The sequence below is a fragment of the Marinobacterium sediminicola genome (genome assembly GCF_022343685.1).
Lineage (GTDB): Bacteria > Pseudomonadota > Gammaproteobacteria > Pseudomonadales > Balneatricaceae > Marinobacterium > Marinobacterium sediminicola.
Window position 1 is genome coordinate 3,033,697 of record NZ_CP092123.1, and the last position, 11,421, is coordinate 3,045,117.

At 54.5% G+C, this 11,421-nt stretch carries 11 protein-coding genes; all 11 read right to left on the reverse strand.

The features are described 5' to 3' along the window. Positions 1–19 precede the first annotated feature (19 nt). Positions 20–769 (reverse strand): flagellar assembly protein FliH, encoded by a 750-nt coding sequence (locus LN244_RS13890; protein ID WP_239040373.1) that lies wholly within the window; start codon positions 767–769, stop codon positions 20–22. Beyond that, on the reverse strand, positions 769–1,773 hold the full coding sequence (gene fliG / locus LN244_RS13895) for a flagellar motor switch protein FliG (protein WP_239040374.1): 1,005 nt from the start codon (positions 1,771–1,773) through the stop codon (positions 769–771). Before fliG ends, LN244_RS13890 begins: the two co-directional genes overlap by 1 nt. Next, positions 1,763–3,448: a flagellar basal-body MS-ring/collar protein FliF gene (gene fliF / locus LN244_RS13900; RefSeq protein WP_408904446.1), complete on the reverse strand. Its 1,686-nt coding sequence runs from the start codon at positions 3,446–3,448 to the stop codon at positions 1,763–1,765. The genes fliG and fliF overlap by 11 nt, the downstream gene beginning before the upstream one ends. A gap of 22 nt (positions 3,449–3,470) precedes the next feature. Next, a complete protein-coding gene (gene fliE, locus LN244_RS13905) occupies positions 3,471–3,821 on the reverse strand; it encodes a flagellar hook-basal body complex protein FliE (protein WP_239040376.1) in 351 nt (116 codons plus the stop codon). Between the two features lie 182 nt (positions 3,822–4,003). Continuing rightward, entirely contained in the window at positions 4,004–4,633 is a 630-nt protein-coding gene (locus LN244_RS13910; RefSeq protein ID WP_239040377.1) for a 3'-5' exonuclease, read from the reverse strand. A 6-nt stretch (positions 4,634–4,639) separates the two neighbouring features. After that, positions 4,640–6,469, reverse strand: coding sequence for a putative nucleotidyltransferase substrate binding domain-containing protein (locus tag LN244_RS13915; protein WP_239040378.1), 1,830 nt, complete (start codon positions 6,467–6,469; stop codon positions 4,640–4,642). An 88-nt stretch (positions 6,470–6,557) separates the two neighbouring features. Further along, the gene (locus LN244_RS13920) at positions 6,558–8,336 is read right to left on the reverse strand and encodes a sodium:solute symporter family protein (RefSeq protein ID WP_239040379.1); all 1,779 of its coding nucleotides are present in this window, start codon (positions 8,334–8,336) and stop codon (positions 6,558–6,560) included. A gap of 27 nt (positions 8,337–8,363) precedes the next feature. Beyond that, complete coding sequence (locus LN244_RS13925; protein WP_239040380.1) at positions 8,364–8,624, reverse strand: DUF4212 domain-containing protein; 261 nt, start codon at positions 8,622–8,624, stop codon at positions 8,364–8,366. Between the two features lie 109 nt (positions 8,625–8,733). Continuing rightward, entirely contained in the window at positions 8,734–9,240 is a 507-nt protein-coding gene (locus tag LN244_RS13930; protein ID WP_239040381.1) for a hypothetical protein, read from the reverse strand. A gap of 93 nt (positions 9,241–9,333) precedes the next feature. Then, a complete protein-coding gene (locus tag LN244_RS13935; RefSeq protein WP_239040382.1) occupies positions 9,334–11,088 on the reverse strand; it encodes a sodium:solute symporter family protein in 1,755 nt (584 codons plus the stop codon). 4 nt (positions 11,089–11,092) lie between these two features. Then, positions 11,093–11,353, reverse strand: a complete 261-nt coding sequence (locus tag LN244_RS13940; protein WP_239040383.1) for a DUF4212 domain-containing protein — start codon at positions 11,351–11,353, stop codon at positions 11,093–11,095. Positions 11,354–11,421 lie beyond the last annotated feature (68 nt).

Consider the following 11,421-nt stretch of genomic DNA (forward strand, 5'->3'; position numbering starts at 1 on the left):
GTATATCCATACAGAGGGTTCAGGTTGTGGCAGAGTCAACCGTTTTGATCAGACGCGCCAGCAACTGATCAGCGACCTGACGAAAACGCTGCTCTACCTGATAGTCGACACGACAGCTGCCACTGTCAACCCGGCAGCTGCCCGGCAGCAGGGATTCGTCAGCTACAAGCGAGAGATTGAGGTCATCGACCAAAGGAGACAGAGCTGCATGCTGCTGCGGATGCACACTGAGCACCACTTTGCCACTGCCCTCAGGCAGTTGAGACAGAGCTTCACGAGCACTCTGCAGCAACAGATCGATGTTGAGACTGAGTTCAGCTTTAACGGTTGCCTCAGAAAGCTCAACCACCAGCTGGATCAGAGTGCTCTCAAGCGCTTCCCGCTGTTGTTCCAATGGAGTTTGCAGCTGTTGCAGCAGCGCATCCAGTTGCTGGATACGCGAACTGATCTCGGACTGCCCCGCTTCCAGCCCCTGCTGCAGCCCTTGCTCGTAGCCCTGTTTACGCCCCTCGTCCTGCCCCTGCCGAAGACCTTCGGCATAGCCTTCCTGACGGGCCGCCTCACACAGCTCTTCCCACTGAGAGAGCGTCAATTTTTCGGCAAATATCTCTTCCTCGACAACAGAGATATCGACCTCGGCCAACGGTTGTTGAGGCTTGCGCGCCAACGCCTGCACGACCGGTGCTTCAGCTCCTACATCAGGCGGCAGCCAGCGCTCAACCGGACCGGCTTCAGCTGCACGTATGCGGATCGGAGCATCATTCTTCATCAGATCATCTCTTCACCGGAACCACCCAGCATGATTTCACCTTCGTCAGCCAGGCGACGTGCAACGGTAAGAATCTCTTTCTGCGCCTCTTCCACTTCAGAAACGCGAACCGGCCCCTTGGCCTCGAGGTCATCACGCAACAGCTCGGCTGCACGCTTGGACATGTTCTTGAAGATTTTTTCCTGCAATGCCGTATCGGCGCCCTTGAGCGCCAGCACCAGGCTATCGGTCGAGATCTCACGCAAGATAACCTGGATACTGCGATCGTCGACATCTGCAAGGTTTTCGAACACGAACATCAGATCGGAGATTTCGTTTGCCAGACCTTCATCATTGTCACGGATACCCTCCATCAACTCAGCCTCGAGCGAAGATTCCATGAAGTTCATGATATTGGCAGCAGAACGCACACCACCCAGAGTACGCGACTGACTGGCCTTGCTGCCGGCAAACTGACTTTCGAACATATCGTTGAGTTCCTGCAGCGCTTGCGGCTGGATACGATCCAGCGCGGCAATACGCATGAGTATCTCAAGACGTACCTTTTCATCGAAAAAGGATAAAACTGCCGCGGCCTGGTCGGCATCAAGGTAAGCCACCACAACCGCCTGAATCTGTGGATGTTCATAGCGCAGCGCTTCTGCAACCTGACGCGGGTCCATCCAGCGCATGGTATCCAGCCCCGACGTATTGGTGCTGAACAGAATTCGGTCGATCAGTGTTTTGGCCTTTTCCTCGCCGAGCGCCTGATTCAGCATCGCACGGATATAACGGTCGTTGTTGATACCAATACCCGTCTGATCACTGACCACATTCATGAAATCAGCCACGACCGCTTCAACACGGGATTGAGGCACATTGTCCAGCTGGGTCATGGCCTCACCAATACGCTGCACTTCCTTAGGCCCCAAATGCTTGAGTATCTCGGCCGCATCAGACTCACCCAGACTGATCAGCAATATTGCCGCCTTCTGGATATCAGAGAGATCGCTCTCATCGGTCATGTTCGATCACCCACTGCCGAACCGCTTGCGCCACTTTTTCAGGATCCTCTGCCACCATGCTGCGGATGGCATTCAGCTGATAATCAAAACTTTCATTTGGCGTCGGCAACACGCCGCGGTCGCCTTTGCTGCCACCCAAGGTGACCTTGTCATCGGCAACACCCGCGCCTTCCAGTCCTTCAAGGTCAGCCGAGATTTCGCCCGCAGGCCCAAGACTCAGCGTTTCCTTGTGTTTGCCAGCTTCTGCCAGACTTCTCAGAATTGGTCGCAGAACGCCCAGAATCAACAGCAGTACAAACAGGCCGGCCATCACCTGCTTCATAATATCCCAGAACCAGTCCTGCTCCCAGAAAGCGGGATCTTCCAGACTGACCTGCTCGGGCGGCACGAAAGGTGAATTAATCACGGTGACACTATCGCCGCGAGCCGCCGAATACCCCACTGCATTCCGTACCAGCACCTGCAGTCGCTGCAGTTCGTTTTCAGACCAGGGCATGCGCTGGTTTTCGCCGGTTTCCGGGTTGGTCGTGGTCATGTCATCCACCACCACGGCTACGCTCAAGCGCTTGATCACACCGGTCTGATGACGGGTATAACTGAGCGTACGATCGAGCTCATAGTTGCGCACCGCCTGCTCTCGACTGGAGCCATTCCCCGCTCGACCAGCTCCCCCTCTTGCATCACCGTCAAACTCTTCAGGGACAGCATTGGGCCCCGGCGGCTGGTTGGAGAGTGCGCCCGGCACCCCCTGCGCGATGTCACCGGATGCACGCCGCTCTTCCAGGGTCTTTTCACTGCGCAGCGCTGGCAGATCAGGGTTGTAGACCTCATCAGCCTGTTCAACTTCCGTGAAGTCGATATCGGTGGACACCTCGGCACGGAAATTCCCCAGCCCCAGCACCGGCTGAAGGATGCTGTTAACACGGTTGACCAGCGTTTGTTCGACATTACGGGTGTACTCCAGCTGCTTCGCAGCCAGAACAACATCCTCATCCTGATCCCGGGTATTGAGCAGGCGCCCCTTCTGGTCGACAACCGTGACATCTTCTACTGCCAGCTCAGGGATACTGGAAGCAACCAGATTGGCAATCGCCACCACTTGATCCCGGGACAGCGAGCGCCCGGAAAACATTTCAATGAAAACGGATGCGCGCGGTTTGCGTTGGTCGCGGACAAAAACAGATTCCTTGGGCAGCGCCAGATGAACGCGTGCCGATCGAACCGCCAGCATACTGCTGATCGTGCGTGCCAGTTCGCCTTCCAGACCGCGCCGGAAACGGGCGTTTTCCATGAACTGGCTGGTACCCAATCCCTGGTCCTGATCCAGCAGTTCGAAGCCAACGGTTTTGTCAGCGGTAAAGCCTTCCGACGCCAGCTTCAGTCTCGCCTGATGAACATGCTCTTCAGGAACCAGAATCGCACGACCATCCGCATCAAACTTGTAGGGCACATTGAACAGCTTCAGCTGCTCAATCACCTCATTGGCGTCTGCAAAGTTGAGATTGGAGAAAAGAACACGGTAATCCGGCTTCTGTGACCAGAGCACGACGGCGAATCCAATAGCGATGCTCGCCGCCAGGCCTACCATCAGGCCAAGCTGACGCAGGATGCCCAGACTGTTAAAGCCTGACATCAAACTGCCTTTATTGCTGGCCTGTGTTGCCGAATTATCCATTTAATCCTAACCGTTAACCGAGTTAAATCGGCATTTTCATCACATCTTCGTAGGCCGTAACCAGTCGGTTACGCACCTGTGTCATCGCCTGGAATGAAACCGAGGCCTTCTGTGCCTGAATCATCACCTGAGGCAGATCCACTGATGGATCACCATGCTCATAGGCTGTACGCAGCCTGGATGCTTCCTGCTGATGCTCGTTGACTTTATCCACAGCATTCTTGAGCAGCTCCGCAAACCCGTTGCTCTCGGCACGGCTAATACCCTGTGGTTCAAAGTCAGGCCTGGCAATGGGAGCCACGCCCTGTTGCATCTCGGCTTTGATTGAGCGCATCTGTGACAGCAGGCTGTTGATATCCGCACGTTCGACCATGCTTCCCTCTCTCCCTGCGGCAATATTTTGACATTATAGGGGCTCCCCCTTGCTCTTCAAGCAAGGTAGCGAAGAAGCCGACAATTAACTGACGCATTCTGACGCCTGTCAACTTCACCCTAGCACTCAAGCAAAAAGCGGGCCAATAGCCCGCTTCGCCATGATACCCGAGAATTTGACACTCAGTAACTACTGTTAGGTGTCAGGCCGTACTTCAAGCGTACATACATCAAGGCAACCGTGATCGCGTCTCCCAATGCCGTGTGACGTTCCAGCATCGGAATATCCAGTTTGCCCGCAATGGTATCGAAACGCAGATCCACATCACCGCCCACATGCTTCCATTTGATGATGTCATGGTAAACATGCGACAACTCTATCGCCTTGTTTGGCAAGCCGAAACCGTAACGAGGTCGGATGAACTTGTCCAGCATGCGAATATCGAAGTTGACGTAATACCCCAGAATCGGGCGGTTACCCACAAACTCCAGCACTTGCTCCAGCGCATCCTCCAACTCGATACCGTCTGCCAAATCACTGGCACGAATCTTGTGAATTTTGATGGAGTCGCCGCACAGACTCTCGGGAGGCTTCAGTTTAAGATCAAGCCGTTCACTGGTGATCACCTTGCGGCCTTTAATCCGCACGGCACCAATCGACAGGATTTCGGCCTTCTTGACGTCCAGACTGGTGGTTTCGCAGTCCAGGGACACGACCTCATCACCCTTATAGCCCTCAAACAGGTGAGCCCAGGGGCCTTCTCGGTGCTCTCGCTTTTCTTTCAGGCGCCGTATGGAGCGCGGGATGATCATGTTGGCTTAACCTCCCAAATGATAGCGCTGTGCCAGATGTTTCTTGAATCCTTTCACTACGTGCAGTGCATCACGCAGCAGATCCCGTTCCAGCTTGTTCAGTTGCTGCAGGTCGATCTGGTTGGGTGATGGATCGATACCATCGTCGGCAACTTCCGCACGACGAATCTGCTGACGCAAGCGTAACTGGATAAACAGCGCCAATGCTTCAGCCATGTCCTTACCATGCTCCTCTTGCATCACCCCCTGCTCAACCAGGAGTTCGATGCGCTGGAAGGTATTGGTCTTGAGAATACGATGCTCCAGCGCCATGGTTCGAATGCCGTGCACGATCGGAAAAATCCCGCCCTTCTTGATATCCAGCTGTCCTCTATCCTTGAGGTTGCCGAAAAATGTCAACGGGGTATCAAACTCGACCGCAGCCCGTGCAAAGTGCGAGAAGAACACATCGTTATTGCGCAGGTGACGCAAGAACCAGTTACGCGCCACCTTGAACAGTGCTTCATTCCCGGCAACAGGCTTGGCATCGACCGCAATTGCAAGCTTCATCAGCGAGTTACCCTCACAGGTCGCTGCCCAATCGCTCATCTTCTGGGTCCAGTCGCCCACAGAGTTAACCCATTCGGAGTTCGACACCATAATGTTGCCCGGACAAGGAGGAAAACCAAACGATATCAACGTTTCACTAAAACGATTCATGGTGGCCTGCATCTCGGGCCAGGCCAGGTTTTCCCTGAAAATCAGCGCATTATCCTGATCGGTTTTCATGATCTGTTCGGCGCGACCTTCAGAGCCCATTACGATCAGACATACGTGTGGCTGCATGTCAGCAGGAATGGTCAGGTCAAACAACTTCGAAATGATACGACCGTTCATCGCCGCCAACAGATCCATGGTGAAACGAATCTTGACTCCGGTCGATATCAGCGCCTTGATCAGATCATTCAGGCCCTGAGCGGCTTCACGCAGCTGATCGATACTGGCGGCACGCTCAATACGCAAGCCGATGACGTGAGAATGACTGGAGAAATAACTGAGTACATCCGTCAACTCAACCACGCCCACCATGTCCTGGCCAGCCATGACCACCACACGCTCGATCTGTTGCTGAGTCATCATCACCAGGGCGTTGAACAGATAATCCTCGTGATCAATGCTCACCAGCCTGTAACTGGCAATGTCTGATACGTCGGCCTCCAGCGGCAGCTGGTTAAGTACGACCGCATCCAACAGGTCGGTACCGGTCACCATGCCCAGACGTCCACCCTTGCGTGCCAAGACACAATCCGCCTTATGACTGCGCATCAGCTCTGTGGCTTCACGAATACTGGTCCCCTCTTCGACAATCAGCGGGTCCCGTACGGCTGCATCCGTAATCTTGGCCAGCATGAACTCGGCCATATCCTGATTGCTGCCATGCTGCGCCACGATTTCCTGCTTTACCGCCAGATTCTGCTGAAAATAGTCGGCGAACTGGGCATTGGTCGCCATCAAGTCAAGCAGAGTACGGGTCGGCAGGATATGGCAGATGGTTTCCTCTTCGGCGACAAAGTTGTGGATCGCCTTCCCTCTGATGGCCGACCAGCCGCCAAAGTAATCCTCGTTTTCATAGTGCACATAAACATGCTGAGCTGCTTGACCGTCGGCCTGAGAGGCTTCGCTTTCACTGACCCGACCCTTGAGGATCACATGGACCCCTTCCGGAACGCCACCAGCGGCAATAACGGTTTCACCCTTCTGGTAATAAGCAATGTCGAGGTTGGCCCGCAGCAGGTTCTGCTCATCCTCGTTCAGCAAGCTGAACGGGATGTTATCCATCTTGAAGGAATTCGGCATCCGCTTGCCCTCCTGTTGTGTAGGTCAAAATCAAACGGGGACATACCTCACCACTCAGGCATGTCCCCGCTTGTTCACCGCCTGTCGATTAATGCACCTGGGCTTCAGCCGCACCACGCGGGATACGAATATCCTCGATGATGTGCTGAATTTCCTGCGGCGGCTGAGGGGTCATACGCGATACCAGCGTCGCCACAATAAAGTTCAGAAGCATGCCGACAGTACCGAAGCCTTCCGGTGAAATGCCAAGCCACCACTCATCAGCGGTACCACCCATGAACTTGAAGTAGACGATGTAAGCGATGGTAGTGGTCAGGCCAACAACCATGCCGGCTACCGCTCCCTGAGTATTCATGCGCGTACTGAAGATGCCCATGATGATTGCCGGGAACACCGAAGATGCCGCCATACCAAAGGCCAGAGCCACCACCTGGGCCACAAAGCCAGGCGGATTAATCCCGAAGTAACCGGCAATGATGATCGCCACAATCGCCGCCAGACGAGCGTATGTGAGCTCCTGCTTATCGGAAATATTGGGATTGATAGTCTTTTTCATCAGGTCATGTGAAATCGACGTCGAGATCACCAGCAGCAAACCTGCCGCCGTCGAAAGCGCTGCCGCCACGGCGCCTGCGGCTACCAGGGCAACGACCCAATCCGGCAGATTGGCAATCTCCGGGTTCGCCAGCACCATTATATCGCGATCCACATAGACCTCGCTGGCACTGTCAGACGGGTTAGTGGTCAGTCGCTCGCCCTGCTCGCCACGCGCGCCCGTTGCGTCATACTGAGGTTTGCCACCTTCAAACGCATTACCAGCCGAGTAATACACTTTGCCGTCTCCGTTCTTGTCGGCCCAGGCAATCAGTCCGGAGGCTTCCCAGTTCTTGAACCACTCCGGCATCTGAGTGTACTCAACACCGGCATTGTCCTTACCGTTGATGGTTTCAATCAGGTTCACACGACCAAAACCGGCAACAGCAGGCACTGTGGTATAGAGAATCGCGATGAAAATCAGTGCCCAACCGGCTGAAATACGCGCATCCTTGACCCGCGGAACGGTGAAGAAGCGCACAATGACATGAGGCAGACCTGCGGTACCGCACATCAGCGCAGCCGTAATGAAGAACATGTCGATGGTGGTTTTATTCCCCTGGGTATACTCCGCGAATCCCAGTTCAACCGACAACTCATTCAGCGTTGTAAGTACCGACTTGCCGGTTTCCAGAGTCGCTCCAAGGCCGGCCTGGGGCACGAAGTGCCCTGTTACCTGCATTGACAGGAAGATCGCCGGCACCATGAAGGCGAGAATGAGAACACAGTACTGCGCCACCTGAGTGTAGGTAATGCCCTTCATGCCACCCAGCACCGCATAGAAAAACACGATGACCATTCCGACAATGACACCGGTTTCAATTTCTACATGCAGATAACGTGAGAAAACGATACCCACGCCACGCATCTGACCAGCGACATAGGTAAAGGAGATAACGATGGTACAGACAACCGCAATGGTGCGTGCAAGGTTGGAATAATAACGGTCACCCACAAAGTCTGGCACGGTAAACTTGCCGAATTTGCGCAGATAAGGTGCCAGCAGCATCGCCAGCAGTACATAGCCACCGGTCCAGCCCATCAAGTAAGCCGCACCATCACGGCCGATAAAGGACACGATCCCCGCAAGGGAGATGAAAGAAGCCGCAGACATCCAGTCAGCTGCCGTGGCCATACCGTTAGCCACGGGGGGAACACCACCGCCGGCCACGTAGAATTCCTTGGTTGATCCTGCACGGGCCCAAATCGCGATACCGATATAGAGTGCAAAGGAGCCACCGATAAATATATAGGTGAGCAGGTCGAGACTCATAACGAAGCCATCCTTAACTTGTTATTGTTATTCATGCACGTCGTATTTTTCATCCAGCCTGTTCATGCTGAATACATACGCCCAGATCAGACCGATGAAGACATAGATCGCGCCCTGCTGGGCAAACCAGAAACCAAGCGGGAAGCCGAAAAACTGGATCTTGTCCAGCTCGTCAACGAATAGAATGCCGCAACCATAAGAGGCCGCGAACCAGATGACCATATAGGTCGTTATGATGCGCAGATTTTCACGCCAATATGAGCTGGCGCTTTCGCTTTGGGTAGACATGACACCATCCTGTTGTTGTTATTTGCGGTGATAGCCCTAAGGGTATCCCTGAATCTAACAAACCCAGGAAGGTAAAGGTGCCCCGACTTTAGTCGAGACACATCCTCGTTCAGGGGCAGACGCGTACGCGGACGGGAGAATCTGCCGAAAGCATCTCACGGGAGCTCAATAGCGGCTTGCGTGTTTCATCCAGCTCGAACATCTCACCGCTTGCACAGTTGAGCAGTTGGGCATGATGGCTGACCTGGTCAACATAGCTCTTTTCAAAACGATAGAGCACGAACTCCACCACTCGCTCATCACCCACCAGAGTATCGCGCAAACTGTCGGCATCAATCACGGTAAAGCCGACGGTCATGGGGTAGAGGTATGTCCATGGGCGCCAGATCATGCTGTCATTACGAACATCCAACACTTCAGCATTTTCCGGCAGCTGCTGACGCTTGAAATCGTACCAGGTGTACTCGATATAGATCTGATATCCCAGCATGCCAAGGCCAGCAAAGGCGGGCACGATCCACTTCGGGAGCTTCTTGCGACTCAGCGAGCGCAGTATCAGAGCGATACCCGCAGCCCCCAGACCAGCGACTACAGTTGCGATCAGATTCCAGATCATACTTCCACTTCCTGAAAAAAGTCGGGCTTCCAGTTGGAAGCCCGAGGTGGTTCAACGCTTGGCAGAGAAACCTGCCATTGGCGTCATTATGACTCAGTGGTCAACGGCAGCGCCAGCACCTTTCGGGTAACGCACACTTTCAACCAGTTCCTGGATCTCAACCGGCGGCTCTTCAGTTGCATTGGAGACAACGAAAGCCACAGTAAAGTTGATGATCGCACCGATGGCACCGAAGGACAGCGGAGAGATACCCAGAATCCAGTTATCCACGTTGTCCGGCAGGTTCGCAGTACCCGGGATGAAGAACCAGCCCTTGTACATGAAGATGTACACCAGAGTGGTTACCAGACCGGCCAGCATACCTGCGATGGCGCCCTTGTTGTTGATGCGCTTGGAGAAGATACCCATCATCAGAACCGGGAAGATGGATGCGGCCGCGATACCGAAGGCCAGAGCCACTACCTGAGCCGCAAAGCCCGGCGGGTTCATGCCAAGATAGGTCGCCACCACAATCGCTACAGTCATGGAGGCACGCGCCGCCATCAACTCGCCCTTCTCGGAGATGTTCGGATTGATGGAATTCTTGATCAAGTCATGACTTACCGCAGAGGAGATTGCCAGCAACAGACCTGCCGCAGTGGACAGTGCCGCCGCCAGACCACCGGCTGCGATCAGACCGATAACCCAACCCGGCAACTGTGCGATCTCAGGGTTCGCCAGTACCAGAATATCACGGTTGTAGGTCAGCTCGTTGCCAGCCCAGCCCTTGTCAGACATGTCAGCCTTGTCGTTGTAGAACTGGATACGACCATCGTTGTTCTTGTCTTCGAACTTGATCAGCTGAGTCTCTTCCCAGGTCTTCATCCACTCCGGACGATCTTCGTACTGGATCGGCTGAGCATCAACGCCATTCGGGTAAACAGTGTTGATCAGGTTCAGACGCGCCATGGAAGCAACAGCCGGTGCAGTCAGGTACAGCAGAGCGATGAAGATCAGCGCCCAGCCAGCAGACCAGCGAGCGTCAGCTACCTTGGGTACGGTGAAGAAGCGGATGATAACGTGCGGCAGACCTGCAGTACCGATCATCAGAGTCAGGGTGAACAGTACCATGTTCAGCTTGTTCGGTACGTCAGCCGTGTAGGCAGCAAAGCCCAGATCCTGAACCACCTGGTCCAGCTTGGCCAGCAGCGGCATGCCAGAAGCGGTGTGGTCGCTGAACAGACCCAACGGCGGCAGAGGGTTGCCGGTCAGTTCCAGGGAGATGAAGATCGCCGGAATGGTGTAAGCCACGATCAGTACGCAGTACTGGGCAACCTGAGTGTAGGTGATGCCCTTCATGCCGCCGAGTACGGCGTAGAAGAATACCACTACAGACGCGATGACCAGACCAGTGTCCTTGTCCACTTCCAGGAAGCGGGAGAAGGCGATACCGGCACCGGCCATCTGGCCGATAACGTAGGTTACGGACGCAACGATCAAACAGGCAACTGCGACCAGACGGGCCGGCTTGCTGTAGAAACGGTCACCGATGAAGTCAGGTACGGTGAACTTGCCGAATTTACGCAGGTAAGGTGCGAGCAGCATCGCCAGCAGGACGTAACCGCCAGTCCAGCCCATCAGGAAGGTAGAGTTTGCATAACCACCGGCAGCGATCAGGCCCGCCATGGAAATGAAGGAAGCCGCAGACATCCAGTCAGCGGCCGTAGCCATACCGTTGGCAACCGGGTGGACACCACCGCCAGCCACATAGAATTCTTTGGTGGAACCCGCACGGGCCCAGATTGCGATGCCGAAGTAGAGCGCAAAAGAGGCGCCTACGAACAGCAGGTTTATATAAAACTGATCCATCGACTTACTCCTCCAGTCCCATCTCTTTATCGAGCTTGTTCATGCGCCATGCATAGAAGAAAATAAGACCGATGAAGGCCAGAATTGAGCCCTGCTGAGCAAACCAGAAGCCCAGGTCTGTACCGCCGACGGAAATGCCGGACAGCAAGGGACGGAAAAGGATGCCGCAGCCGTAGGACACAAAGGCCCAAACGACTAGGCTACCCAGGATCAGACGAAGGTTCGTCGACCAGTATTGAGCAGCTTTGGATTTATCATCTGCCATGGTGTTTCTCCGATTTCTTGTTATTGGAGCCGAGAAAATACAACCTGATCTTGCATAAAGACGGGGAT

Bases quoted from the DNA above. Each gene is read 5' to 3' on its own strand.
- LN244_RS13890 (WP_239040373.1), bottom strand. From the start codon at position 769: ATGAAGAATGATGCTCCGATCCGCATACGTGCAGCTGAAGCCGGTCCG.
- fliG (WP_239040374.1), bottom strand. From the start codon at position 1,773: ATGACCGATGAGAGCGATCTCTCTGATATCCAGAAGGCGGCAATATTG.
- fliF (WP_408904446.1), bottom strand. From the start codon at position 3,448: ATGGATAATTCGGCAACACAGGCCAGCAATAAAGGCAGTTTGATGTCA.
- fliE (WP_239040376.1), bottom strand. From the start codon at position 3,821: ATGGTCGAACGTGCGGATATCAACAGCCTGCTGTCACAGATGCGCTCA.
- LN244_RS13910 (WP_239040377.1), bottom strand. From the start codon at position 4,633: ATGATCATCCCGCGCTCCATACGGCGCCTGAAAGAAAAGCGAGAGCAC.
- LN244_RS13915 (WP_239040378.1), bottom strand. From the start codon at position 6,469: ATGCCGAATTCCTTCAAGATGGATAACATCCCGTTCAGCTTGCTGAAC.
- LN244_RS13920 (WP_239040379.1), bottom strand. From the start codon at position 8,336: ATGAGTCTCGACCTGCTCACCTATATATTTATCGGTGGCTCCTTTGCA.
- LN244_RS13925 (WP_239040380.1), bottom strand. From the start codon at position 8,624: ATGTCTACCCAAAGCGAAAGCGCCAGCTCATATTGGCGTGAAAATCTG.
- LN244_RS13930 (WP_239040381.1), bottom strand. From the start codon at position 9,240: ATGATCTGGAATCTGATCGCAACTGTAGTCGCTGGTCTGGGGGCTGCG.
- LN244_RS13935 (WP_239040382.1), bottom strand. From the start codon at position 11,088: ATGGATCAGTTTTATATAAACCTGCTGTTCGTAGGCGCCTCTTTTGCG.
- LN244_RS13940 (WP_239040383.1), bottom strand. From the start codon at position 11,353: ATGGCAGATGATAAATCCAAAGCTGCTCAATACTGGTCGACGAACCTT.